Origin of the sequence: Pseudomonas sp. A014, from assembly GCF_052378495.1 — a bacterium.
Taxonomy (GTDB): Bacteria; Pseudomonadota; Gammaproteobacteria; order Pseudomonadales; family Pseudomonadaceae; genus Aquipseudomonas; species Aquipseudomonas machongensis.
Genome location: NZ_CP199001.1, coordinates 3,798,828 through 3,821,640 on the forward strand (window position 1 = coordinate 3,798,828; position 22,813 = coordinate 3,821,640).

The following is a 22,813-nucleotide window of genomic DNA, read 5'->3' on the forward strand; positions in this document are numbered from 1 at the left end:
GTGATCGGCCTCCTTGGCAGTAGAGGCCGCAGTACTGGGGGCTATGACAGAGGCTATGCAACGCCCCTGCCCGGGCGCGGGAGTATCAGCGCTTGACGCCGTGCTGAATGACGATCGAATCCGTGCCCAGGCGTGCCATGACGTCGGCCTTGCGCGCATTGGCCTCGTCCTTGGTGGGGAAAGGCCCCATCAGCACGACAGGCTTGCCGTCGCGGTATTCGACCCAGGAAGGGATGCCTTTTTCGATCAGGCGCGCGGTCATGTCGGTGAGTGCCCCCATATTGGGCCCCTGCACGACTTCGACATCCCAGCCTTCCGGCGCCGGTTCGCCAGCCAGGGCATCGGCACGGCGCTGCAGCTCGGCACCGCCGCAGATCTCACGGATGCGCAGATTGTTGCCGCTATCGTCGACCAGGATCTCGTACTGGCCATCGTGCTTGATCGCCACATAGCTGCGATAGGCTTCATACTGGCCGGCGTCGTCCTTGCCGCGGACCTGACCGCAGATCGAACCCTGAGTGTCGATCCGCACGTTGGCGAACTTGGCCGTCTTGGGATTGTGCAGGTGTTCGGCCACCTGGTTGTGCACGCCCTCGACCTCGTTCTCACAGCCAGCCAGGGCCAGCACCGCCATTACCACCGCCAGTTTGCGCACGCACCTATCTCCTGATTTGAAGGACCGGATTCTAGCATGGAGGATACAGAGCGCCGACGGCCAGGCTGTCGCAGGGCGTGTCGCAGCCAAGCCGGCATTGCCTGAGGCCAAAACAAAAGGGGCGACCCTTGCGGATCGCCCCTCTCATCGATTTGGTAGGCACAATTGGACTCGAACCAACGACCCCCACCATGTCAAGGTGGTGCTCTAACCAACTGAGCTATGTGCCTGTCGTGTGGTGCGCATATTAGTGATCGAATGCACACCTGTAAAGCGTTTTTTCTCAAAAAAATCAAAAACTTTGCAGGCTGGAGCTATGCCCGGACGCAAAAAAGGGCGACCCTTGCGGATCGCCCCTTTTCTTCGATTTGGTAGGCACAATTGGACTCGAACCAACGACCCCCACCATGTCAAGGTGGTGCTCTAACCAACTGAGCTATGTGCCTGTCGATGAGGGCGCATTCTACGCGCTAGAAAATCCCTGTCAACAGTTTTTTTCGAGCTAACCTACTGATTCTAAAAATGTTTGCGCCCATGGGTGGCAGTAACGCTCCTGTAAAGGATTTTCACCATACGACTAGCGGGTGTTTATTATTATTGATAGCATCGGTACATTCGTTAAAAATATAAAACACGAGGTTTTCCGAGCATGGCTAACACCCCCTACCCCCAGTCCTACTACGCCGCCTCGGCCAACCCGGTGCCGCCACGTCCGGCGCTGCAGGGCGAGGTGGAGACCGATGTATGCATCATCGGTGCCGGCTATACCGGCCTGTCGAGCGCGCTGTTCCTGCTGGAGAACGGCTTCAAGGTGGCCGTCGTCGAAGCCGCCAAGGTCGGCTTCGGTGCATCGGGCCGCAATGGCGGGCAGATCGTCAACAGCTACAGCCGCGACATTGACGTCATCGAACGCACCGTCGGCCCCAAGCAGGCACAACTGCTGGGCGAGATGGCCTTCGAAGGCGGACGCATCATCCGTGAGCGCGTGGCCAAGTACAACATCCAGTGCGACCTGAAAGACGGCGGCGTATTCGCGGCCCTGACCAGCAAGCAGATGGGCCACCTGGAGTCGCAAAAGCGCCTGTGGGAACGCTTCGGCCACACCCAGCTGGAGCTCATGGACCAGAAGCGCATCCGTGAAGTGGTCGCCTGCGACAGCTATATCGGCGGCATGCTCGACATGAGCGGCGGCCACATCCACCCGCTGAACCTTGCCTTGGGCGAGGCCGCTGCGGTCGAGTCGCTGGGCGGCGTCATCTATGAGCAGACCCCTGCCGTACGCATCGAGCGTGGCGCCAACCCTGTGGTACATACCCCACAAGGCAAAGTGCGCGCCAAGTTCATCATCGTCGCGGGCAACGCCTATCTGGGCAACCTGGTGCCGGAACTGGCCGCCAAGTCCATGCCCTGCGGTACCCAGGTGATCACCACCGAGCCACTGGGCGAAGAACTGGCCCGCACTCTACTGCCACAGGACTACTGCGTCGAAGACTGCAACTACCTGCTCGACTACTACCGCCTGACCAGCGACAAGCGCCTGATCTTCGGCGGCGGTGTGGTCTACGGTGCACGCGATCCGGCGAACATCGAGGCGATCATTCGTCCGAAGATGCTCAAGGCCTTCCCTCAGCTCAAGGACGTGAAGATCGACTACGCCTGGACCGGCAACTTCCTGCTGACCCTGTCGCGCCTGCCGCAGGTCGGTCGTATCGGCGACAACATCTACTACTCCCAGGGTTGCTCGGGCCATGGCGTGACCTACACCCACCTGGCGGGCAAGGTACTGGCCGAAGCCCTGCGTGGCCAGGCCGAGCGTTTCGACGCCTTCGCCGGCCTGCCGCACTACCCGTTCCCGGGTGGTCAGATGCTGCGCGTACCGTTCAGCGCCATTGGTGCGTGGTACTACAGCCTGCGGGATCGCCTGGGGTTCTGATGTAGCACCGTATTGTTCTTTTCGCGGGTAAACCCGCTCCCACAAACGTGCACCTGTGGGAGCGGGTTTACCCGCGAAATGGAATCAGTACCGCCAGCAACTACTGCCCTAGGCTGCGCAGCGCCTGTTTCGCGGCAATCTCCTGGCCATCGCGCGCCAGCTCGTCGGCGGCCTTCAGCCAGCGCTGGCGATCGACCTGGGCCGGCAGGCGCTGCGGCGGTTGTACCAGCACAGCCCAGCTCCCCTCCTTGGCCCAGGCACTCTCGAAAGTGTCGAAGTCCAGCAGATGCCGCCGGGCCATCCCTGAACGCAGCAACACCCGCTGCTTGTAACGGTCGTAGCCAATCAACACCGCATAGCGTGGCTCGCCCCAGAGCGCCGAGCCGTCGTGATAACGCAACAGTACTGGATGACCGGCGGCCACCTGGGTGAGCAAGGCATCCAGGCGCTTGTCCAGCGGATAGACCACCATCCCGTACTCGCGGGCGACCCGGGGGATGCCGGTCTCCAACGACGCCGCGTCCTGCGGCAGGTTCAGTGACTTGTCCAGCAGGCCAGGCGTGATCGGCGCGCCCTGCTGCGAAAGCACGGCGGCCAGGGCCATGGAGCCGCTCAAGTTGGCATTGCCACGATAGAACGGCACGCTGCTGATCTCGACCCGCTGCGGCAGTTTGTCGAGCGCCGCCGGTGGAGAACCGGCGCAACCGGCAAGGCTGGCGGCCACCAGGCAGGCCGCCAGCAGGCGGCGCGGGCTCAGGGAGGTGAAGAAATGCTGCGACATGGACACTCGCTTGTTTCGACGCCCGGCAGACAGCGCCCGGCACTGGGCTCCGATCATAGGCGCCTGCGCGGCGCGGGTATAGCCCGCTTCGGGCTTGTAACGAAACGACCCAAGCAATAGACCTTCGGTCAATGGAACGTCACACGCCTGCGGCTAGACTAAGTAAGTGTCTGGAGGGAACAGCCCACAGCTGTCCCGAGAGAAGGAGGCACGCACATGAGCCTGACAATGGCAATCTTCATGCTGGTCGCGATGTGGTTGAGCGTCGCCACCGCCATGCTCTGGGGGGTACTGCGCATCGCACGACGCCATGCCCGACCGCATCACACCCAAGCGGCCACCATGCCCAAGCCGCAGCCGCTGCATCGCACCCGCCGGCACGCCGGGGCACATTGACCTGATCCGCAAAAGAACAAGGGGCTGCCTGGCAGCCCCTTCTCTTTTACCTCAGCCTGCTGTCAGCCTTGCGCCGCCTCGCGCTTCAGGCGTGCCCGGCGAACCATGATGTTGAGAATCTCGATCACCGTGGAGAAGGCCATCGCTGCGTACACATAGCCTTTCGGTACGTGGGCGCCGAAACCTTCGGCGATCAGCGTCATGCCAATCATGATCAGGAAGCCCAGTGCCAGCATCACCACGGTAGGGTTGTCGTTGATGAACTTGGCCAGCGGGTCGGCGGCCACCAGCATCACGATCACGGCACTGACCACGGCGATGATCATGATCGGCAGGTGCTCGGTCATGCCCACGGCAGTAATGATGCTGTCTACCGAGAAGACAATGTCCAGCAGCAGGATCTGGCCGATGGCCGCAGCAAAGCCGAGGGTCACGGTGGAGCCGGCCTTGGACTCTTCCTTCGCACCATGCGGGTCGACGCTTTCGTGAATCTCCTTGGTCGCCTTCCACAGCAGGAACAGGCCACCGGCGATCAGGATCATGTCCTTCCAGGAGAAGGCGTGGTCGAACACCTCGATCACCGGCTCCGTCAGCTGGACGATCCAGGCCACCGTAGAGAGCAACGCCAGGCGCATGATCAGCGCCATGCTGATACCGATGCGTCGCGCCTTGGAGCGGTAAGCCTCGGGCAGCTTGTTGGTGAGAATGGAGATGAAGATCAGGTTATCGATACCCAGCACGATCTCCATCGCCACCAAGGTAGCCAGGGCGACCCAGGCGGCGGGGCTCGCGGCAAGTTCCAGCAAGTATTCCATTTAGTGTTCCTTCGCTCAGATGTCCTGGGTGTCGTTCTTGTCTTGCTTGCTCTCGGGCTTTTGCCCTTCACCACCAAGAGTGTCGTTCAGCGCTTGCTGGGCCGCCTCGTTGGTCTTGTCGATCGCCTGCTTGGCCGATTCGGCAGCCTGGTTCAGCACCTGCTGCGCCGATTTCTCGGCCTGGTCGCACCCCGCCGTGGCCAAGAGCGCCAGCGCCAGTACCAACGGGGTGCCGATGGATTTCAGTTGTAGCATAGGGTCCTCGCTTATCGATATTCGGCTGGCGCGCGCACCGCGCCTGATGGAGTCGAATTCTAGAGAGGAGAACAGTTCAGGAAAATTCGTATTTTTAGCGGTTATACTTCGGTTTTTACGAATCGAGTAGCGTCTCCATGCTCAACTACCGGCAGCTTCACTATTTCTGGGTAGTAGCCCGCACTGGCAGCATCACCCGCGCCAGCGAGCAATTGAATCTCACACCGCAGACCATCAGCGGCCAGATCAGCCTGTTCGAACAGACCTACAACCTGGAGCTGTTCCAGCGCGTCGGTCGCCAACTGGAGCTGACCGAAACCGGCCGCCAGACCCTCGCCTATGCCGAGCAGATGTTCCAGATCGGTAGCGAACTCGAGACCCTGCTACGGGCCGGCCCCCAGGAGCAGATCCTGTTCCGCGTCGGGGTCGCCGACGTGGTGCCCAAGTCCATCGTCTATCGCTTGCTGGCACCGACCATGGAGCTTGACGAAGTACTGCGCATCAATTGCCGTGAAGACAAGCTGGAGCGCCTGCTCGCGGACCTGGCGATCCAGCGCCTTGACCTGGTGATCTCCGACAGCCCCATGCCCAGCCACCTGGACATCAAGGGCTACAGCCAGAAACTCGGCGAGTGCGGCCTGAGCTTCTTTGCCACTGCGGCACTTGCCACTCGGTTGAAGCAGCCCTTCCCCGGTTGCCTCAACGACGCACCGCTACTGATCCCCGGCCAGGAAACGGTGGTGCGCAGCCGCCTGTTGCGCTGGCTGGCCGAGCAGCAGGTGCAGCCGCGTATCGTCGGGGAATTCGACGACAGCGCCTTGATGCAGGCATTCGGGCAATCGGGCAGCGGCATCTTCGTGGCACCAAGCGTGATCGCCGATGAGGTGTGTCGGCAATACGGCGTGGAGTTGATCGGGCAAACCGAGGCGGTGCATGAGTCGTTCTATGCGATTTCGGTGGAGCGCAAGGTCAAGCATCCGGGGATCGTGGCGATTACCGAGGGGGCACGCAGGGAACTGTTCAACTGGTGAGGCCATGCTGGCTTTGTCTGGCAGATTGCACCGCGATCGCTGCAGTGCGTCGGAGGAACAATACCGTCAGCCCTGTCCTACAGTGCCTGTGCTAAAGTCCGCGATTCGTTCAAACCCGAGACCCCGCTGCACATGAGCCCTGTTTTTCGCCTTCTCAACCGCACCAGCCTGGTGACACAGATCATCATTGGCCTGGCTGCCGGTATCGCCCTGGCGCTGGTCGCCCCGAGCCTGGCCCGGGATCTTGCATTCCTCGGCAAGGTGTTCGTCTCGGCCCTAAAGGCCGTGGCACCGATCCTGGTGTTCGTGCTGGTCATTGCCTCCATCGCCAACCACCAACAAGGCCAGCAGACCCATATCCGCCCTATTCTCTGGCTCTACCTGCTGGGCACTTTCGGTGCCGCGGTGGTCGCCGTGGTGGCGAGCATGGCGTTCCCTTCGAGTCTGGTGTTGAGCGCACATGAAGCGACGCTGAGCGCTCCCGGCGGCATTACCGAAGTGCTGCAGGGCCTGCTACTGAGCGCGGTGGACAATCCGGTGAGCGCACTGGTCAATGCCAACTTCATCGGCATCCTGACCTGGGCGATCGGCCTGGGCATAGTGCTGCGCAAGGCCGGCAAGGCAACGCGCGGTGTGGTCGACGACCTGTCCAACGGCATCACGCAGCTGGTTCGCGTGGTGATTCGCTTCGCCCCGCTGGGGATCTTCGGCCTGGTCAGCTCGACCCTGGCCGAGGCGGGCCTGGATGCCCTGCTCGGCTACCTGCACCTGCTGGGGGTGCTGATCGGCTGCATGCTGTTCGTGGCGTTGGTGATGAACCCGTTGATCGTGTTCTGGAAGATTCGTCGCAACCCTTACCCGCTGACCCTCCTGTGCCTGCGCGAAAGCGGTATCACCGCGTTCTTCACTCGCAGCTCGGCGGCAAACATTCCGGTGAACCTGGCATTGTCGGAGCGCCTGGGCCTGCATGAAGACACCTACTCGGTGTCGATCCCGCTGGGTGCGACCATCAACATGGCCGGGGCAGCGATCACCATTACCGTGCTGACCCTGGCGGCGGTGCATACCCTGGGGATCACCATCGACCTCCCGACCGCGGTGCTGCTCAGCGTGGTGGCTGCGGTATGTGCCTGCGGTGCCTCGGGCGTGGCCGGCGGGTCGCTCCTGTTGATTCCTCTGGCTTGCAGCCTGTTCGGCATTCCCAGCGAGCTTGCCATGCAGGTGGTTGCCGTCGGCTTCATCATCGGTGTGTTGCAGGACTCGGCGGAAACCGCGCTCAATTCATCGACCGACGTACTGTTCACTGCGGCTGCGTGCGAGGCCATGGAGCGGCGTGCTGCCTGAGCCGCAATTGCTTAAGCCAGACGCAAGGCCTAGGCTAATGGCCTTTTCCTAGTAACGAGACAGGGCCATGTCAGAACACGAAACCGCAGGCGAAGGCCGCCTGAACAGTATCGAGGTCCGTATCCTCGGCGCGCTGATCGAAAAGCAGGCCACCAGCCCGGAAAGCTACCCACTGACACTCAATGCGCTGGTCCTGGCCTGCAACCAGAAGACCAGCCGGGAGCCGGTGATGAACCTCTCCCCCGGCCAGGTCGGCCAGGCCCTGCGTGCACTCGAAGGCCAGGACATGGCCCGCCTGCAGATGGGCAGCCGCGCCGACCGCTGGGAGCAGCGGGTGGACAAGGCGCTGGAACTGGTGCCGGCACAGTTGGTACTGATGGGCCTGATGTTCCTGCGCGGGCCGCAGACTCTCAACGAATTACTGACCCGCAGCAATCGCCTGCACGAATTCGAAGACGTCGATCAGGTCCAGCATCAGCTGGAACGCCTGGTTTCACGTGGGCTGGCGTTGCACCTGCCACGTCAGGCAGGCCAGCGTGAAGACCGCTACACCCACGCCCTGGGCGATCCGGCCGAGATCGAAGCGATTCTTGCCGCGCGTCAGCAGGAAGGTGGTTCACGCAGTGCGTCAGGTGCGGCTTCGGACGAGCGGATCGAGGCGCTGGAAGCCCGGGTCGCGGCACTGGAAGCCCGGCTGGCTCAGCTTGAGGGCTGAGTCAGGGCTGGTCGGGTTCGGGGAAGTTACGGCAGCTCTTGCGCTCGGCCAACTCTCTGTCGCTGGGGCGCTGGTCGACGAACACGGTGCGGCCGTCGGGATAGATTTCCAGATAGCCCCAGTGCAGGTCCTGCTCCTGCTGGCCGGGCTTGGGTGGCACCAACCACCAGGGTTCTCGACTGATCGGGGTCATGACTGTACCTCCTGGGAGCGTCTGCAGTAATCATAGACACCCTCGGGTGATACTTGGTTTGGTCGGCCATATCACGGAAAAGCCCACCCCACCGGTAAAGCGCAGCTCTCGAGAACTTCGCTTTATCGGTGGGGTGGGCTTGTCCCGCGATGAGGCCCGCGCTGACTTACGCCGGCGCCGAAGTCCGGATCAGGTGGTCGAAGGCTGCCAGCGAAGCTTTGGCGCCCTCGCCCACGGCGATGACGATCTGCTTGTACGGCACCGTGGTCACATCACCGGCCGCGAACACACCCGGGATGCTGGTCTGGCCTTTGGCGTCGACGATGATCTCGCCGCGCGGCGACAACTCGACCGTGCCCTTGAGCCAATCGGTGTTCGGCAGCAAGCCGATCTGCACGAAGATACCTTCGAGCGCCAGTTCGTGGATCTCGTTGCTGGTCCGGTCTTCGTAGCGCAGGCCGGTGACCTTCTCGCCGTTACCCAGCACTTCCTTGGTCAGGGCGCTGGTGATCACCTTGACGTTCGGCAGGCTGTGCAGCTTGCGCTGCAGCACCGCATCGGCACGCAGCTGGCTGTCGAACTCGATCAACGTCACCTGAGCGACGATACCGGCCAGGTCGATGGCTGCTTCCACGCCAGAGTTGCCGCCGCCGATCACCGCCACGCGCTTGCCCTTGAACAGCGGGCCGTCGCAGTGCGGGCAGTAGGCCACGCCACGGGAGCGGTATTCCTGCTCACCGGGGACATTCATTTCGCGCCAGCGGGCGCCGGTGGCGAGGATCACGGTCTTGGCCTTGAGCGACGCACCGCTGGCCAGGCGTACTTCATGCAGACCGCCATCGGCGGCCGGGATCAGCGCTTCACCGCGCTGCAAATTCATGATGTCGACGTCGTACTGCTTGACGTGCTCTTCCAGCGCAGTGGCCAGCTTCGGCCCTTCGGTCTCCTGCACGGAGATGAAGTTCTCGATCGCCAGGGTGTCGAGCACCTGGCCGCCGAAGCGCTCGGCGGCAACGCCGGTACGAATGCCTTTGCGCGCAGCGTAGATGGCTGCCGCAGCGCCAGCCGGGCCACCGCCGACCACCAGCACGTCGAAAGCGTCCTTGGCGTTGATCTTTTCAGCCTGGCGGCTGCCAGCACTGGTGTCGATCTTTCCGAGAATCTCTTCCAGGCCCATGCGGCCCTGGCCGAACACTTCACCGTTCAGGTAGATGCTCGGAACCGCCATGACCTTGCGCGATTCGACTTCATCCTGGAACAGCGCACCATCGATGGCGACGTGCCGAATGTTGGGGTTGAGCACCGCCATCAGGTTCAGGGCCTGGACCACGTCCGGGCAGTTCTGGCAAGACAGCGAGAAGTAAGTCTCGAAGCTGAACTCGCCTTCCAGGGCCTGGATCTGCTCGATCACTTCGGCGCTGGCCTTCGAAGGGTGGCCGCCGACCTGCAGCAACGCCAGTACCAGAGAGGTGAATTCATGGCCCATGGGGATGCCGGCGAAACGCAGGCTGATATTGCCCCCGGGACGGTTGAGCGAGAATGACGGGCGACGGGCGTCGCTGCCGTCCTCGCGCAGGGTAATGAGGTTCGACAGGCCGGCGATCTCAACCAGCAGGTCGTGCATTTCACGGGACTTCGCGCCGTCGTCGAGGGAGGCAACGATCTCGATCGGCTGGGTGACCCGCTCCAGGTAGGTTTTCAGTTGCGATTTAAGCGTGGCGTCCAACATACGGGGCGATTCCTTTTTCAAAACTCGGATACAAAAACGCCCAGGCAAGGTCGCCCGGGCGTTTGACGGGGCAGTGAGTACTTCAGCTGTGGCGGCTGCTCACCGCCCTCGACTGGTGCATGGACTCAGATCTTGCCGACCAGGTCCAGCGACGGCGCCAGAGTGGCTTCGCCTTCTTTCCACTTGGCCGGGCAGACTTCGCCTGGGTGAGCGGCAACGTACTGGGCAGCCTTGACCTTGCGCAGCAGCTCGGCTGCGTCACGACCTACACCGCCGTCGTTCAGTTCGACGATCTTGATCTGACCTTCCGGGTTGATCACGAAGGTGCCGCGATCAGCCAGACCGGCTTCTTCGATCAGCACGTCGAAGTTGCGCGAGATGACGTGGGTCGGGTCACCGATCAGCGGGTACTGGATCTTGCCGATGGTGTCCGAAGTGTCGTGCCAGGCTTTGTGGGTGAAGTGGGTGTCGGTGGACACGCCGTAGATCTCGACGCCCAGTTTCTGGAACTCGGCGTAGTTGTCAGCGAGGTCACCCAGTTCGGTCGGGCAGACGAAAGTGAAGTCAGCCGGGTAGAAGAACACGACGGACCATTTGCCTTTCAGGTCGGCTTCGCTTACCTGAACGAACTCGCCTTTGTGGTAGGCAGTGGCGTTGAACGGTTTGACCTGGCTGTTGATGATTGGCATGAGAAACGCTCCTTCGAGGGTTAGTTAACTTGGGGTGGGTAACTTTCGATGGAGTAATCCTATCCAATGACCTCGACAATGGCTCATTGGTAAACCTCATGTTGGTGATTGGTTTTGGCTATAAGCTGCGCGACCGATAGATTTTTTCATTCCTATGCCTCGTCTGCCGGTCCTGAAGTGCAGGTCGAGGCTGCGCCCTCTGCGTAATCCAGCCAGCAGCTCGCATCTGCTTGCTCACCCCAGGAGACCCTTACCCGTCCTCGCGCGTCATGCGAGCGAAAATGCAGGCGGCTGCCCTGCCCCACCATCCCCACCTCGTCACCTTGCACATCGAATACCTGGGCACCGAACGGCAAGGCATGCCCGTGCTCGTTGCGAGCCTCCAGCATCAGCAAGCGACCGCTGCGCGTCGGATAGTGCAGCAGTGTCACCGCACCGGCTCGGGGCACCACCGACTGACCGCTGATCTGCAACTCCACATCCTGTGACATGCCCTTGGGATCCAGGTCGACGGTATTCACGCTGTAGGGGCTCAACGAGGGGACCACCGCAAAGCCCTGGGCATTCAGCCGCACACTCGGATGCTGTTCAATACGCGCCGCTTCAGCGAAGGGGGCATGGACGATAGCGAAACTTTCGCCCAACGGTTGCGCCAACAGTACACCTCCCGGATGGGCGACCACCGAGCCACGCGCGCCGAGTGCGAGCTGGCGGGATCCCTGGCGTTGGGCCACGACGCCGCTCAGCTCTCCCGTCGGGCTGCGATGCACCAGGTTGGCGTCGAGCCCTGCGCCGCCTTGCCTTCCCTCCTGGTACACACTGGACAGGCCATACCCCCATTGCCCATCCTCGCCGGCAGTCGCGCTCCAGCGCACATTCGTCCTGGCCCCGCCTTCGGAGTCGCGGCTCATGCTGGAGCTCAGCGATCCACGACGCTGCAGACCCAACGGCAAGCTCGCCGTCAGTGTCAAAGCGCTTACGGCCTGTCCGTTGCCTCGATACTCGCGCCCAAGCGTCATGCCGTAGGAGAGCGAGCGCAGATTGTTGTAATACCCCACGTTGTACTCACGATTGCCCACCCCAGATCCCCACTGCTTACCTGCGCTGGCCCTCAGGCTCAGACGACCGCTCCCGGGCAGGCGCTGCTGAAGTGTCAGCGCTGCCCGCCACTGCTGAGGCGAACGCTGATTTGTACGCTGCGTTTGCTGGCTGGTGCGGGCGAACTCGTCAAAGCTGTAGTAGCCAGCGTTATTGCGGTGGGTAAGGCTGGCGCTCAGGTCGGTGGCCGTTGCCTCCACCCGCTGGCGCCAACTGAAACGCAGCGCCTGCCCCTGCGCGGAGCGACCCTGGCCTAGCGATGCCTGCGCGTGGTATGCGGTCAATCCAAAAGCACCAAAGCGGCTGTTGATCGCCCCCCCCATGGCGCTGGCCAGATAGTCCTCTGCCAGCCAGGCGCCTCCATGTACGCTGAAGGTGTTGTCCACCCCTTGCTGCCAACTGCCTTGCACATGACCTGGGCCAGGACGCCCAAGGTCGTCGCGCCACACCCCCGCACTAAGGTCGAAACGGCTTGCCCCTTCTCGCAAGGCCAGTGGCGCGGCCTGATAGGGCAACGTGAAGCGTCGTACGCTGCCGTCAGCCTCCTCCAGGGTGACCTCCAGATCGTCGTTGAGGCCACTGGCATACAGATCGTCGATCTCGAACGGCCCCGGCGGCACCGTCGACTCATGCAGCAACATCCCTCGCTGGCGGATGCTCAACAGCGCCGTAGTATTGGCCACGCCCCTCACGACCGGCGCAAACCCCCGCTGTGCGCGGGGCAACATGCGCTCGTCGGTGGATAATCGCAGTCCGCGAAAGGCACTGCTGTCAAATACATCCCCAGCAGCGTAGCCATCGCCGAGAGTAAGCTGGGCCGACCACAAGGGAACATCGCGCCGTACCGACGTCGCACCCGGCTGGTACCGGGCTGCGCGCTTGTCGCTCATCTGCGCATTGCCTTCGTGGCGCCAATACCAATCCCCGGTATTGAATCCGGCACGCAGGCCGAGATAGCCCTGCTGGCTACGACTGCCTGCCTGCAGGTCGTGCTGCTCATGCACATTCAGGCGGTAGTCGACAAACCCTGCTGTGACACCTGCATCCCAGGTATGGAATGGCAAATTGTCCTGGGGTTGGCGACGCAGCAAAGACCGGTCAATTTCAAGGCGCAGTTGCAAGGCCCCAAAATCCAGGTCCTCGCTGGCGGCCACCAGCAGTTGAGGCAACATCATGCAGCTGTCGGGGATGATCAGTTGCTTGCGCGGCTGAGCCGCCAGCCTCGCTAGATCAAGCCCCAACTCTTCGAGCAGGATTCGGTCATAACAGGGCGCCGCCTGACCGGATGCATCCCGATTGCGCAGAAACACGGTGCGCCGCCCTATCCACTGCTGGTTGAGGATGATATCCAGGGCAAAGTCGCCCTGGGGAACCGAATCGCTGGCCTGGAAACGCTCGAGATTGATCGTGCTGCCCTGGCGCAACAGGCCGGGATCGAACTCCACGCCAGGTACAAGCCCGACATACCCTCCCGTCATACCGAGAATGGCCCACCACCGGCGAAAACTCATGGGTTTAACGGCCTTGAGGGAACTGCAGGATTGCAACAGCTTCTCGAGAGGCGCCGTAGTCATCCAGGTACTGATAGCGGACCTGGGAAACCGCATCGGGACGAGACGGCGCGGAGCTCAGCGCGAAACGGGCGCTGCTGAGGGGAGCAACATGGCCTACCGATGCTGGCAACGCCGAACCCGGATGGACAGCCTCGAGCTTGGCGAGATTGACGTGATAAGGCGTGGGATTGTCCGCATGCAGTACCCAGCCCTGGGATTCCCTGACCAGGCGCCAGGTAAGCCGAGCATGTGCATCGGCAGGTTTTGCGGCCAATCCCTGCGGCCGATAGAACAGTTTGATACGAGTCCTGAGGGAAATCTGCAGGCTGTTATCGCCACCACCTTTCGGCGGGACATCGAGTACATTCAGCCAGTACAGGCTCTCTCGATCCGTTGGCATGGCACGACTATCGTGAAACACCCTCAGGCTCTGGCGCTTGCCCGGGTCCAGGCGCAACAACCCAGGTGTCACGCTGAATGGCCCCTGTAACTCATCCTCGGCCTCTTCCGGCCCTCCCTCGTCGACCCAGACCTGCACCAGCGACGGATACCGTCCCTCGTTGCTCAACCTGACAGTGACCTCGGAGCTCTCGGCGGGATAGACGACCCGCGTGGTGGCAATCACCACACTGGCATTGGCCTGCGTGCACGACAGAAACGCGGCCAGCAACGATCCCCACCCCATGGCGCTGAGAGATAGCTTCATGATGTTCCACTCGAAAATTGGGAGCGGAGCAGCCCCGGACAGGGCTGCTCCATAGGACTCAGAGATAATCCAGCGAGTAGCGGATTCTGGAACTGACCAGGCCTGGGGTAGTGCGGCCTGTCGAGTAGTACTGGGCGTAGTAGCGCAGCGTCGCGTTACCGTCCACGAGGGTGACTTGCTGGGAGTTCTGCGAACCCTTGGCTGCAGCGAGATTCATGACGCTCTTGGCGCTGTTGAGCAATTGCAGCTCGACGTTTTCACTGCCGCCGGCATCGACGATCAGACGCCCTTGATCACTGACGCTTGCACCTGGCTCGAAGTAAGTTGAAACCTGGCCGACATGGGTACAACCCGTCAGTTGCAATACGAAGGACGTTTCCCCTTCCACATCGCCTGGACGCACGAGTTTCGCGGCGTTGACATCCGGCAGGGTCACCGGAAGATTGCCGTCCCCCCCATTGATGATGCACGTCGGCGCCAGAACCCGCCCCTGAAAGCTGATTTCGCCATGGTCTGCCTGGGCTCCCCCAGCGATCAGCGACAACCCGCAGAGCGCAAAAACACTTTTGTAGAACCTGTCCATATCATCCTTCCTCAAGCTAGACGATCAGGCACATGCCGAACCGGCGCCGTAGAGCGGCGCGGCAACAGTATCTGCATCAGGCTTGGGAGGCTCTGTCGGTGATTGGTTGATCAGCGGCTAGCGACAACCATGACAGCGGTAGGATTCTCTACTATGCGATTGTGGGAACAATCCCCAGGCCTCATGCTTCGAGGCCCGGAGAATGCTGCGAACTATCAACGAGTTACAGTCCGCATCGTGACGAATTCCTCGGCGGCGGTCGGATGCACGCCGATAGTCTCGTCAAACTGCTGCTTTGTGGCGCCTGCCTTGAGTGCGATACCCAGCCCCTGGATGATCTCGCCTGCATCCGGCCCCACCATATGGCAACCCAGGACCTTGTCGGTCTCGGCATCGACTACCAGCTTCATCAGGGTCTTTTCCTGCAGGTCGGTCAGGGTCAGCTTCATGGCGCGGAAGCGGCTCTCGAAGATCTGGATCTTGTGGCCGGCAGCCAGTGCCTGTTCTTCGGTCAGGCCGACGGTGCCGATCGGCGGCTGGCTGAACACCGCCGTGGGGATGTTCTGGTAGTCCACCGAACGGTACTGCTCGGGCTTGAACAGGTGACGGGCCACCGCCATGCCTTCAGCCAGAGCGACCGGTGTGAGCTGGACACGACCGATTACATCGCCCAAGGCGAACACCGAAGGTTCGGTGGTACGGTACAGGTCGTCGACCCGGATGTAACCGCGCTCGTCGAGCTCCACGCCGGTGTTCTCCAGCCCCAGATTGTCGAGCATCGGACGACGACCGGTGGCGTAGAACACACAGTCGGCGATCAACTCCCGACCATCCTTGAGCGTCGCCTTGAGGCTGCCATCGGCCTGTTGGTCAATACGCTGGATATCAGCGTTGAACTGCAGGTCCAGACCACGCTTTTCCAGCTCCTCCTTCAGGTGGGTACGTACCGAACCATCGAAGCCGCGCAGGAACAGGTCGCCGCGATACAGCAAGGTGGTATCGGCGCCCAGGCCCTGGAAGATGCCGGCGAATTCGACGGCAATGTAGCCACCACCGACCACCAGCACCCGGCGTGGCAGCTCCTTGAGGTAGAACGCCTCGTTCGAAGTGATCGCCAGTTCCTTGCCCGGGATGTCAGGCACCTGTGGCCAGCCGCCCGTGGCGATGAGAATGTTCGCCGCGCTGTAGCGCTGACCTTCTACCTCAACCTCATGGGCACCGGTCATGCGCGCATGACCTTGCAGCAAGGTGACGCCGCTGTTGACCAGCAGGTTGCGGTAGATGCCGTTGAGACGCTCGATCTCGCGGTTCTTGTTGGCGATCAGGGTGCCCCAGTCGAAGTGACCTTCTTCGAGGGTCCAGCCGTAGCCGGCCGCCTGCTCCAGCTCATCGGCGACGTGTGCACCGTACACCAGCAACTTCTTCGGCACACAGCCGACGTTGACGCAGGTGCCGCCCAGATACCGACTCTCGGCCACCGCCACCTTCGCCCCGAACCCCGCGGCAAAGCGCGCCGCACGCACACCGCCGGAACCAGCACCAATCACGAACAGATCAAAATCGTAGGCCACTTTCCAGACTCCACAAAAAAAGCCACCCGAGGGTGGCTCTTTTCGTGACGCGCTGCAAGCGTCAGACAGCAAGAAAAGTGGCGCTGCAGCGCAGGCTCGGACTCAGTAGGCCTTGCCGGTCTTGTAGTAATTCTCGAAGCAGAAGTTGGTGGCGTCGATATAGCCTTCGGCGCCGCCGCAGTCGAAACGCTTGCCCTTGAACTTGTAGGCAATGACACAACCGTTCTGTGCCTGCTTCATCAGGGCGTCGGTGATCTGGATCTCCCCGCCTTTGCCCGGCTCGGTGTTGGCGATGATATCGAAGATGTCCGGGGTCAGGATGTAGCGGCCAATGATTGCCAGGTTCGACGGCGCATCTTCAGGCTTGGGCTTCTCGACCATGTTGGTCACGCGGAAGATGTCATCGCGGATCATGTCGCCAGCAATCACGCCGTACTTGTTGGTTTCCTGCGGATCGACTTCCTGGATGGCAACGATCGAGCAGCGGAACTGATTGAACAGCTTGACCATCTGCGTCAGTACACCGTCACCTTCAGGGTTGACGCACAGGTCGTCCGCCAGCACCACGGCGAACGGCTCGTCACCGATCAGGGGGCGACCGGTGAGGATGGCGTGGCCCAGGCCTTTCATTTCAGTCTGGCGGGTATAGGAGAACGAGCACTCGTCGAGCAGGCGACGGATACCGACCAGGTATTTTTCCTTGTCGGTGCCCTTGATCTGATTTTCCAGCTCATAGCTGATGTCGAAATGGTCTTCCAGCGCGCGCTTGCCGCGCCCGGTGACAATGGAGATCTCGTTCAGACCGGCGTCCAAGGCCTCTTCAACGCCATACTGGATCAGTGGCTTGTTCACCACCGGCAGCATTTCCTTGGGCATGGCTTTGGTAGCGGGCAGGAAGCGGGTGCCGTAACCGGCTGCCGGGAACAAGCATTTTTTGATCATATACATCCTTAAACAAGGGCTGGGCCTGTGGTATTCGGCGCAGTCTAATCAGGCGGCAGTCACCTTACAATGCCCCGCCTGTGGCCGACCGATGCCATGATAGAGATAACCCAGTGTAGATAGTTCCGATGGATCGTAAATATTACGCCCGTCGAACAGTACCGGCTTACGCATCAGGCCCCTGATCCGACGAAAATCCGGCTGGCGGAACTGCTTCCATTCGGTCACCAGTACCAGTGCATCCGCGCCCTCCACACAGGCATAGGGATCATCCCCCAACTGCAATTGACCACTTGCCAGCGCCTGCGGATAAGCCGCCGCGGCCCCCTCCAGCGCCGCCGGGTCACAGGCCCGCACCCGTGCCCCTGCCGCCAGCAGGGCGTCGAGCAGCACCAGGCTGGGTGCCTCGCGCAGGTCGTCGGTGCCAGGCTTGAACGCCAGGCCCCACAACGCCACATTGCACCCGCGCATGCTACCCCCGAAATGCTCCTGCAGTGCCTGGAACAACAAGGTCTTCTGCTGCGCGTTGCGCGCCTGGACCGCGCGCAGGATCGACGGCTGATAGCCATGCTGCTCGGCTGTGTGGATCAGCGCACGCACGTCCTTTGGAAAGCATGAGCCGCCATAGCCGCAGCCTGCGTAGATGAAATCGCTGCCGATGCGCCGGTCGCTGCCGATCCCGCGACGCACCTGTTCGATATCCACGTCCAGCTCGGCGCACAGGCCGGCCAGCTCGTTGACGAAGGAAATCTTGGTGGCAAGGAAGGCATTGGCGGCATACTTGCTGAATTCGGCGGCGCGCGGGCTCATGACCAGCACGCGCTCCCGGTTACGTACAAAGGGCGCATACAGGCGCTGCAAGCATTGAGTGGCGGCGTCACTGTCGGTGCCGATGATGATCCGCTGAGGGCGCATGAAGTCCTCGACGGCGCTGCCCTCCTTGAGAAACTCCGGATTGCTCGCCACCGACACCGTGAAACTGGCCCCGCGTGCGCGCAAGCCGCTGTTGACCTGGCGGGCAACCCGCTCGGCCGTGCCCACCGGCACGGTCGACTTGTTCACCACCAGGGCTGGGCGCAGCAGGTGCCGCCCGAGGCTGTCGGCCACCGCCAGCACATGCTGCAGGTCAGCCGAGCCGTCTTCATGGCTGGGCGTGCCCACGGCGATGAACGCCACATCGACCCGCGCCAACGCATGATCCCAGTGCTCGGTGAAACTCAACAGGCCACTGTGCAGCCCCTCCTGCACGAGCGCAGCAAGCCCGGGCTCGTAGATCGGACACTGTCCCTGACGCAACTGGGCCAGGCGCGCGCGGTCATGCTCCAGACAGACCACGCGATTGCCCATTTGCGCGAAACAGGCCGCCGTGACCAGCCCCACATACCCCGCCCCAATCACACAGAGTTCCATGGCCGCACTCCTTCAGGAAGATACGACATTGCAACCTGCAGGCGATTGCAGGGCCGTGACAGCGACACGGCGGGAATATGACAGGTGCTCGGTATTCAGCCGCCCGTGCCCTGCCCGATCAATACACCCTCGACCTTTTGCCCATACAGGTTGACGCCATCGTTGGCATGGAACTTCACCCGCGTCTTCTCGATGGAGCCCTCTACCAGGCGCGGATCCTGCGGGCGTTCGTGGCGGTTGATCCAGGCCGCGACATCCCATGCCTGCTGGTCACTCAGGCTGCCTGGCTTGCCCAGTGGCATGTTGTGCTTGATGAAGGACGCGGCGGTGTTGATCCGGTGCATCCCGGCCCCCCAGTTATAGGCATCGCGCCCCCACAACGGCGGCATGACGTACTCACCTGCAACTTTCTGCCCCTCGCCCTTGCCACCGTGGCAGATCGCGCATTGCTCGCTGTACACCTGCTCGCCACGCTTGAAGTTGTAGCCGTCCTTGGGTTGCGGCACCTCAGGATAACCGCGACCGGGCGTCTCCACGCCTGTGCGAGTGCCGGTCGCCAGCCAGTAGGCATAGACGCTGAGCGCGGTCATCTGCGGGCTGTCGGCCGCCGGGGGCTTGCCGTTCATGCTGAACTGGAAACAGCCCTGGATACGTTCGGCGTAAGTGTTGACCTTGTCGTTTTTCTTGCGATAGGCGGGATACATCGGGTAGGCGCCCCACAGCGGCGCGGAGTGGGCCATGCGGCCTTGGTCGAGATGGCAGTTGCTGCAGTTCATGCCATTGCCGACAGCCTCAGGCATCAAGCGGCGAGTATCAACGAACAGCGCATGCCCCTGGCGGACCATCTGGCCGAACGCGTTGTCCGGCAACTCGCTTTCTGCAGGAGGCACGAATACCGGAGTGGCCTGGCTGCCGGGCACCTTGAGCTGCGACTGGTCTTGCATGGCGATCTGCGTCGCCTGGGCGACGCCTGCGCCGAGCCACAATGCTGCGATCAGGACTTTTTTCATGGTGCGACCTCCTGGCGGGCGGCGTGGGCGAAGTAGTCGGCGATTGCCGTCACCTCGGCATCGGTCATGGCCTTGGCCACACCGACCATCAGTTGGTTAGGGTCGTTACGCCTGCTACCGTCGCGCCAGGCATTGAGCTGCGCAACCAGGTAAGCCGCCGGCTGTCCGGCCAGTGGCGGAAAGTGCTCGCCAACCCCCGCACCACCTGGGCCATGGCACTGCACACAACCGGGAATCTGCCGGCTCCAGTCGCCGTACAAGGCCAGGCGTTCGGTCGGATCGCTGGCCATTTGCTGACGGCGCGAACCCGTAACCGGGTCGGAAGGCTGCTCGGCCAGCCAAGCGCTGACCGAGCGGATCTCCTCGTCGCTCAGCGCCTTGGCAAGTGGCTCCATGACCGGCTGCTTGCGGCTGCCCGAGCGAAAGTCCTCGAGTTGCTTGCTCAGGTATCCGGCAGACAAGCCGGACAGGCGGGGAAAACCGGCAGCGGCGATACCCTTGCCGTCCGGGCCATGGCAACCGAGACAGGCCATGGCGGCGGGATTCTGCCCGCCCTGGGTGAAGATTTTCTGGCCATCGACGGCATGCGCCGCGGGCCAGGCCAGGATCAGCAGACCGCCGATCATGACGCGACTCATCGGGTTCATCAGGGACACTCCATTTCCTTGTTATAAGCTTAGTCTTAAAAGACATAAGGAAATGGATACTAGTCCGGATAACTAAAGCGGAACAATGTCCCTACAAGTCATAAGGTATTGATCGGGCGTCTAACGACGTATTGCTTGCGCTGGATCAAGAACCGGAGATGCACTGGGTCGCTGCGGAGCGCACATCACCCAGACGCAGAGGGAAGTTGTTCAAGCGTTCATGCAGCTTGATGGCACTGCCACTGCCACGCTTGTCGACATCGACAAGCGCTGCCGGGCCGACACCAGCACTGAGCTTCTGCGGCACGATCAGGCGCAGGCCATCGCCACGCGCCTCTTCCACCAGCGGATCACGGGTGTCGCCCAGCTTCTGCTTGACACAATCGGCATACTCACGCGGCGTCTTGCCGGAGATCACATCCAGCGTCTCTCGCGACTGCTCCAGCTCCGAGACGCTGACGCAACCACCCAGTACCAGCGTCGCCGCCGCCATCACCCACTTCATCCGTTGCACCTCTGCCAATCAAAGAAATCGTTCGACAACGTCCGGGCGGTTTTGCTCCCTGCTTTGGCAGATTTCTCCCTGGCCCGGCCGTGCAGCCCGCCAGTGTACCCTGACATCGTGGTATCTTGGGCATTTGCAGAATCCCAACCTCGCGGAGCCCCACATGAAATTCGTCCACCAGCGCGAGCACCTCAACGAGGACGACATCGTCGTTATCGAGTGCTCCCAGCGCTGCAACATCCGCCTGATGAACGACGCCAACTTCCGCAGCTTCAAGAACGGCGGTCGCCACACTTACCACGGCGGCCTGTTCGACCGCTTCCCGGCGAAAATCACCGTCCCCAGCACCGGTTTCTGGAACATCACGCTCGATACCGTGACCGCCCGCCCGATCTCGGTGACGCGCAAGCCGACCTTCACCCACAAGATCAAGATCATCCGTCGCTCGTCGTCGAAACTCGGATAAGCCCTGCCATGACCCAGAACCTCAAATACGTGATCAAGTACAAGCTCGACGGCCAGCGCCGCTGGGACTTTGCCGTGATGCCCGATGCCTCTCAGGAACAAGCCCTGGAAGCGTTGCGCAAGATCCACGGCGAAGACGCCGAGAAAATCAGCGACATTCAGGTCAGCAAGGCGTTGTAATCCAACAGCCACAGCGCTCAGGGCGTGCCCGCCGCCCTGGGTGCCTGCACCGCCGATACAGGCCTGGTGCCCCGATAGCACCCTGCCATGATTTCACCTCTTCCCGGCGCACGGCTTATCGCTATATATTTCGCAATATAACGATAACCCTCCGAGGAGCCCGTTTCATGCGTATTCGCCTGTCCCACCTGGCCGCCAGCGCCCTGGCCAGCCTGATTTCCCTCAATAGCGCCTGGGCCGATGAAGTTCAGGTGGCCGTGGCGGCCAACTTTACCGCGCCGATCCAGGCGATCGCCAAGGACTTCGAGAAAGACACCGGACACAAGCTGGTCGCAGCCTTTGGCGCCACAGGACAGTTTTACGCGCAGATCAAGAACGGCGCGCCGTTCGAAGTGTTCCTCGCCGCCGACGACAGCACCCCTGCCAAGCTTGAGCAGGAAAAGGAAATCGTCGAAGGCTCGCGCTTCACCTACGCCATCGGCACCCTCGCCCTGTGGTCCGCCAAGCCTGGTTATGTCGACGACAAGGGAGAGGTGTTGAAGAAGAACGACTTCAAGCACCTGTCCATCGCCAACCCCAAGGCCGCGCCCTACGGCCTGGCCGCTACCCAGGTGCTGGACAAACTCAAGCTGACCGAAGCCACCAAGGGCAAGATCGTGGAAGGGCAGAACATCACTCAGGCCTTCCAGTTCGTCTCCACCGGCAACGCCGAACTGGGCTTCGTCGCCCTGTCGCAGATCTACAAGGATGGCAAGGTCGAAAACGGTTCGGCGTGGATCGTCCCGTCCACCCTGCACGACCCGATTCGCCAGGACGCGGTGATTCTCAACAAAGGCAAGGATAATCCGGCGGCCAAGGCCTTGGTCGAGTACCTCAAGGGTCCGAAAGCCGCTGCGGTGATCAAGTCCTACGGCTATGAAATCTGATGCCACTCGACGCCAGTGACCTGGGGGCGATCTGGCTGACCGTCAAACTGGCCAGCCTGACCACACTGATCCTGCTGGTGGTGGGCACGCCCATCGCCTGGTGGCTGGCACGCACGCGCTCATGGCTGCGCGGGCCCGTCGGGGCAGTCGTGGCACTGCCCCTGGTGCTGCCACCGACAGTGATCGGTTTCTACCTGCTGATCGCGCTCGGCCCCCACGGCTGGCTTGGTCAGGCTACACAGGCGCTGGGCCTAGGCACCGTGGTGTTCAGCTTTACCGGGCTGGTGATCGGCTCGGTGGTGTACTCCATGCCGTTCGTGGTCCAGCCCCTGCAGAACGCCTTCAGCGCCATCGGCCAGCGCCCGCTGGAAGTGGCCGCAACGCTGCGGGCAAGTCCGTGGGACACCTTCATCCACGTGGTGCTGCCGCTGGCCAGGCCGGGCTTCATCACTGCCAGCATCCTCGGCTTTGCCCATACCGTCGGCGAGTTCGGTGTGGTACTGATGATCGGTGGCAACATCCCCGACAAGACCCGCGTGGTTTCGGTGCAGATCTTCGATCACGTCGAAGCCATGGCCTATTCGCAAGCGCACTGGCTGGCCGGTGCGATGCTGGTGTTCTCCTTCCTGGTGCTGCTGATGCTCTATGCCGGCCGCCGTGGCAAGGCTGGCTGGAGCTGAG

Annotated in this window: 25 protein-coding genes and 2 tRNA genes; 9 read left to right on the top strand and 18 right to left on the bottom strand. The window is 62.0% G+C overall.

Annotation, left to right across the window (positions count from 1 at the left end; genetic code table 11):
- Positions 1-85: 85 nt before the first annotated feature.
- The 3 genes from ACTYOL_RS17655 to ACTYOL_RS17665 all read right to left on the bottom strand — a co-directional run bounded on the left by ACTYOL_RS17655 (position 86) and on the right by ACTYOL_RS17665 (position 1,101).
- Positions 86-655 (bottom strand): SPOR domain-containing protein, encoded by a 570-nt coding sequence (locus tag ACTYOL_RS17655; RefSeq protein WP_444756840.1) that lies wholly within the window; start codon positions 653-655, stop codon positions 86-88.
- Between the two features lie 153 nt (positions 656-808).
- Positions 809-885: transfer RNA gene (locus ACTYOL_RS17660), tRNA-Val, on the bottom strand.
- Positions 886-1,024: 139 nt separating this feature from the next.
- Positions 1,025-1,101, bottom strand: a tRNA-Val gene (locus ACTYOL_RS17665).
- Between the two features lie 203 nt (positions 1,102-1,304).
- On the opposite strand from ACTYOL_RS17665, the gene ACTYOL_RS17670 reads away from it, so the two are divergent.
- Positions 1,305-2,588 carry an NAD(P)/FAD-dependent oxidoreductase gene (locus tag ACTYOL_RS17670; RefSeq protein WP_444756841.1) on the top strand — a complete coding sequence of 428 codons (1,284 nt, stop codon included), beginning with the start codon at positions 1,305-1,307 and terminating at the stop codon, positions 2,586-2,588.
- Between the two features lie 100 nt (positions 2,589-2,688).
- On the opposite strand, the gene ACTYOL_RS17675 is transcribed toward ACTYOL_RS17670, so the two are convergent.
- Positions 2,689-3,426: a peptidase C39 family protein gene (locus tag ACTYOL_RS17675; protein WP_200603305.1), complete on the bottom strand. Its 738-nt coding sequence runs from the start codon at positions 3,424-3,426 to the stop codon at positions 2,689-2,691.
- Positions 3,427-3,585: 159 nt separating this feature from the next.
- Between ACTYOL_RS17675 and ACTYOL_RS17680 the strand changes: the two genes are divergently transcribed.
- The gene (locus tag ACTYOL_RS17680; protein ID WP_197891267.1) at positions 3,586-3,765 is read left to right on the top strand and encodes a hypothetical protein; all 180 of its coding nucleotides are present in this window, start codon (positions 3,586-3,588) and stop codon (positions 3,763-3,765) included.
- 62 nt (positions 3,766-3,827) lie between these two features.
- Here ACTYOL_RS17680 and ACTYOL_RS17685 read toward each other — a convergent pair whose 3' ends face one another.
- On the bottom strand, positions 3,828-4,580 hold the full coding sequence (locus tag ACTYOL_RS17685) for a TerC family protein (protein WP_054892071.1): 753 nt from the start codon (positions 4,578-4,580) through the stop codon (positions 3,828-3,830).
- A gap of 15 nt (positions 4,581-4,595) precedes the next feature.
- Positions 4,596-4,835: a hypothetical protein gene (locus ACTYOL_RS17690; RefSeq protein WP_063545324.1), complete on the bottom strand. Its 240-nt coding sequence runs from the start codon at positions 4,833-4,835 to the stop codon at positions 4,596-4,598.
- Between the two features lie 137 nt (positions 4,836-4,972).
- Between ACTYOL_RS17690 and nhaR the strand changes: the two genes are divergently transcribed.
- The 3 genes from nhaR (at position 4,973) to ACTYOL_RS17705 (ending at position 7,925) form a co-directional block, all read left to right on the top strand.
- Positions 4,973-5,866, top strand: a complete 894-nt coding sequence (nhaR, locus tag ACTYOL_RS17695; RefSeq protein WP_063545325.1) for a transcriptional activator NhaR — start codon at positions 4,973-4,975, stop codon at positions 5,864-5,866.
- A gap of 132 nt (positions 5,867-5,998) precedes the next feature.
- Complete coding sequence (gene sstT, locus ACTYOL_RS17700) at positions 5,999-7,210, top strand: serine/threonine transporter SstT (protein WP_200603306.1); 1,212 nt, start codon at positions 5,999-6,001, stop codon at positions 7,208-7,210.
- A 67-nt stretch (positions 7,211-7,277) separates the two neighbouring features.
- Positions 7,278-7,925: a YceH family protein gene (locus tag ACTYOL_RS17705; protein ID WP_063545327.1), complete on the top strand. Its 648-nt coding sequence runs from the start codon at positions 7,278-7,280 to the stop codon at positions 7,923-7,925.
- Position 7,926: 1 nt separating this feature from the next.
- Here ACTYOL_RS17705 and ACTYOL_RS17710 read toward each other — a convergent pair whose 3' ends face one another.
- The 12 genes from ACTYOL_RS17710 to ACTYOL_RS17765 all read right to left on the bottom strand — a co-directional run bounded on the left by ACTYOL_RS17710 (position 7,927) and on the right by ACTYOL_RS17765 (position 20,561).
- Positions 7,927-8,118, bottom strand: a complete 192-nt coding sequence (locus tag ACTYOL_RS17710) for a hypothetical protein (protein ID WP_054892076.1) — start codon at positions 8,116-8,118, stop codon at positions 7,927-7,929.
- Between the two features lie 166 nt (positions 8,119-8,284).
- Positions 8,285-9,847: an alkyl hydroperoxide reductase subunit F gene (ahpF, locus tag ACTYOL_RS17715; RefSeq protein WP_054892077.1), complete on the bottom strand. Its 1,563-nt coding sequence runs from the start codon at positions 9,845-9,847 to the stop codon at positions 8,285-8,287.
- 125 nt (positions 9,848-9,972) lie between these two features.
- Positions 9,973-10,536 (bottom strand): alkyl hydroperoxide reductase subunit C, encoded by a 564-nt coding sequence (gene ahpC / locus ACTYOL_RS17720; protein ID WP_004375926.1) that lies wholly within the window; start codon positions 10,534-10,536, stop codon positions 9,973-9,975.
- Between the two features lie 152 nt (positions 10,537-10,688).
- A complete protein-coding gene (locus ACTYOL_RS17725) occupies positions 10,689-13,145 on the bottom strand; it encodes a fimbria/pilus outer membrane usher protein (RefSeq protein WP_200603307.1) in 2,457 nt (818 codons plus the stop codon).
- Between the two features lie 4 nt (positions 13,146-13,149).
- The gene (locus ACTYOL_RS17730) at positions 13,150-13,893 is read right to left on the bottom strand and encodes a fimbrial biogenesis chaperone (RefSeq protein ID WP_063545329.1); all 744 of its coding nucleotides are present in this window, start codon (positions 13,891-13,893) and stop codon (positions 13,150-13,152) included.
- 58 nt (positions 13,894-13,951) lie between these two features.
- Positions 13,952-14,476, bottom strand: coding sequence for a fimbrial protein (locus ACTYOL_RS17735; RefSeq protein WP_153774851.1), 525 nt, complete (start codon positions 14,474-14,476; stop codon positions 13,952-13,954).
- A gap of 215 nt (positions 14,477-14,691) precedes the next feature.
- A complete protein-coding gene (gene gorA, locus ACTYOL_RS17740; protein WP_153774852.1) occupies positions 14,692-16,047 on the bottom strand; it encodes a glutathione-disulfide reductase in 1,356 nt (451 codons plus the stop codon).
- A gap of 102 nt (positions 16,048-16,149) precedes the next feature.
- Positions 16,150-16,989, bottom strand: coding sequence for a UTP--glucose-1-phosphate uridylyltransferase GalU (gene galU / locus ACTYOL_RS17745; protein WP_054892082.1), 840 nt, complete (start codon positions 16,987-16,989; stop codon positions 16,150-16,152).
- A gap of 48 nt (positions 16,990-17,037) precedes the next feature.
- On the bottom strand, positions 17,038-18,399 hold the full coding sequence (locus ACTYOL_RS17750; protein ID WP_200603308.1) for a UDP-glucose dehydrogenase family protein: 1,362 nt from the start codon (positions 18,397-18,399) through the stop codon (positions 17,038-17,040).
- 95 nt (positions 18,400-18,494) lie between these two features.
- Positions 18,495-19,409, bottom strand: coding sequence for a c-type cytochrome (locus tag ACTYOL_RS17755; RefSeq protein WP_200603309.1), 915 nt, complete (start codon positions 19,407-19,409; stop codon positions 18,495-18,497).
- Positions 19,406-20,056 carry a c-type cytochrome gene (locus ACTYOL_RS17760; RefSeq protein ID WP_063545334.1) on the bottom strand — a complete coding sequence of 217 codons (651 nt, stop codon included), beginning with the start codon at positions 20,054-20,056 and terminating at the stop codon, positions 19,406-19,408. Before ACTYOL_RS17760 ends, ACTYOL_RS17755 begins: the two co-directional genes overlap by 4 nt.
- 145 nt (positions 20,057-20,201) lie before the next feature.
- Positions 20,202-20,561, bottom strand: a complete 360-nt coding sequence (locus tag ACTYOL_RS17765) for a hypothetical protein (RefSeq protein WP_197891257.1) — start codon at positions 20,559-20,561, stop codon at positions 20,202-20,204.
- Between the two features lie 163 nt (positions 20,562-20,724).
- Here ACTYOL_RS17765 and ACTYOL_RS17770 point away from each other — a divergent pair, with 163 nt between their 5' ends.
- The 4 genes from ACTYOL_RS17770 (at position 20,725) to modB (ending at position 22,812) form a co-directional block, all read left to right on the top strand.
- A complete protein-coding gene (locus ACTYOL_RS17770) occupies positions 20,725-21,027 on the top strand; it encodes a DUF1883 domain-containing protein (RefSeq protein ID WP_153774856.1) in 303 nt (100 codons plus the stop codon).
- An 8-nt stretch (positions 21,028-21,035) separates the two neighbouring features.
- Positions 21,036-21,206 carry a hypothetical protein gene (locus ACTYOL_RS17775; RefSeq protein ID WP_172964765.1) on the top strand — a complete coding sequence of 57 codons (171 nt, stop codon included), beginning with the start codon at positions 21,036-21,038 and terminating at the stop codon, positions 21,204-21,206.
- A 167-nt stretch (positions 21,207-21,373) separates the two neighbouring features.
- Entirely contained in the window at positions 21,374-22,132 is a 759-nt protein-coding gene (modA, locus tag ACTYOL_RS17780; protein ID WP_197891255.1) for a molybdate ABC transporter substrate-binding protein, read from the top strand.
- Positions 22,132-22,812: a molybdate ABC transporter permease subunit gene (gene modB, locus ACTYOL_RS17785; protein ID WP_063545336.1), complete on the top strand. Its 681-nt coding sequence runs from the start codon at positions 22,132-22,134 to the stop codon at positions 22,810-22,812. Before modA ends, modB begins: the two co-directional genes overlap by 1 nt.
- The last annotated feature ends 1 nt before the right edge of the window (position 22,813 follow it).

Bases quoted from the DNA above. Each gene is read 5' to 3' on its own strand.
- ACTYOL_RS17670 (WP_444756841.1), top strand. From the start codon at position 1,305: ATGGCTAACACCCCCTACCCCCAGTCCTACTACGCCGCCTCGGCCAAC.
- ACTYOL_RS17675 (WP_200603305.1), bottom strand. From the start codon at position 3,426: ATGATCGGAGCCCAGTGCCGGGCGCTGTCTGCCGGGCGTCGAAACAAG.
- ACTYOL_RS17680 (WP_197891267.1), top strand. From the start codon at position 3,586: ATGAGCCTGACAATGGCAATCTTCATGCTGGTCGCGATGTGGTTGAGC.
- ACTYOL_RS17685 (WP_054892071.1), bottom strand. From the start codon at position 4,580: ATGGAATACTTGCTGGAACTTGCCGCGAGCCCCGCCGCCTGGGTCGCC.
- ACTYOL_RS17690 (WP_063545324.1), bottom strand. From the start codon at position 4,835: ATGCTACAACTGAAATCCATCGGCACCCCGTTGGTACTGGCGCTGGCG.
- nhaR (WP_063545325.1), top strand. From the start codon at position 4,973: ATGCTCAACTACCGGCAGCTTCACTATTTCTGGGTAGTAGCCCGCACT.
- sstT (WP_200603306.1), top strand. From the start codon at position 5,999: ATGAGCCCTGTTTTTCGCCTTCTCAACCGCACCAGCCTGGTGACACAG.
- ACTYOL_RS17705 (WP_063545327.1), top strand. From the start codon at position 7,278: ATGTCAGAACACGAAACCGCAGGCGAAGGCCGCCTGAACAGTATCGAG.
- ACTYOL_RS17710 (WP_054892076.1), bottom strand. From the start codon at position 8,118: ATGACCCCGATCAGTCGAGAACCCTGGTGGTTGGTGCCACCCAAGCCC.
- ahpF (WP_054892077.1), bottom strand. From the start codon at position 9,847: ATGTTGGACGCCACGCTTAAATCGCAACTGAAAACCTACCTGGAGCGG.
- ahpC (WP_004375926.1), bottom strand. From the start codon at position 10,536: ATGCCAATCATCAACAGCCAGGTCAAACCGTTCAACGCCACTGCCTAC.
- ACTYOL_RS17725 (WP_200603307.1), bottom strand. From the start codon at position 13,145: ATGAGTTTTCGCCGGTGGTGGGCCATTCTCGGTATGACGGGAGGGTAT.
- ACTYOL_RS17730 (WP_063545329.1), bottom strand. From the start codon at position 13,893: ATGAAGCTATCTCTCAGCGCCATGGGGTGGGGATCGTTGCTGGCCGCG.
- ACTYOL_RS17735 (WP_153774851.1), bottom strand. From the start codon at position 14,476: ATGGACAGGTTCTACAAAAGTGTTTTTGCGCTCTGCGGGTTGTCGCTG.
- galU (WP_054892082.1), bottom strand. From the start codon at position 16,989: ATGATCAAAAAATGCTTGTTCCCGGCAGCCGGTTACGGCACCCGCTTC.
- ACTYOL_RS17750 (WP_200603308.1), bottom strand. From the start codon at position 18,399: ATGGAACTCTGTGTGATTGGGGCGGGGTATGTGGGGCTGGTCACGGCG.
- ACTYOL_RS17755 (WP_200603309.1), bottom strand. From the start codon at position 19,409: ATGAAAAAAGTCCTGATCGCAGCATTGTGGCTCGGCGCAGGCGTCGCC.
- ACTYOL_RS17760 (WP_063545334.1), bottom strand. From the start codon at position 20,056: ATGAACCCGATGAGTCGCGTCATGATCGGCGGTCTGCTGATCCTGGCC.
- ACTYOL_RS17765 (WP_197891257.1), bottom strand. From the start codon at position 20,561: ATGAAGTGGGTGATGGCGGCGGCGACGCTGGTACTGGGTGGTTGCGTC.
- ACTYOL_RS17770 (WP_153774856.1), top strand. From the start codon at position 20,725: ATGAAATTCGTCCACCAGCGCGAGCACCTCAACGAGGACGACATCGTC.
- ACTYOL_RS17775 (WP_172964765.1), top strand. From the start codon at position 21,036: ATGACCCAGAACCTCAAATACGTGATCAAGTACAAGCTCGACGGCCAG.
- modA (WP_197891255.1), top strand. From the start codon at position 21,374: ATGCGTATTCGCCTGTCCCACCTGGCCGCCAGCGCCCTGGCCAGCCTG.
- modB (WP_063545336.1), top strand. From the start codon at position 22,132: ATGCCACTCGACGCCAGTGACCTGGGGGCGATCTGGCTGACCGTCAAA.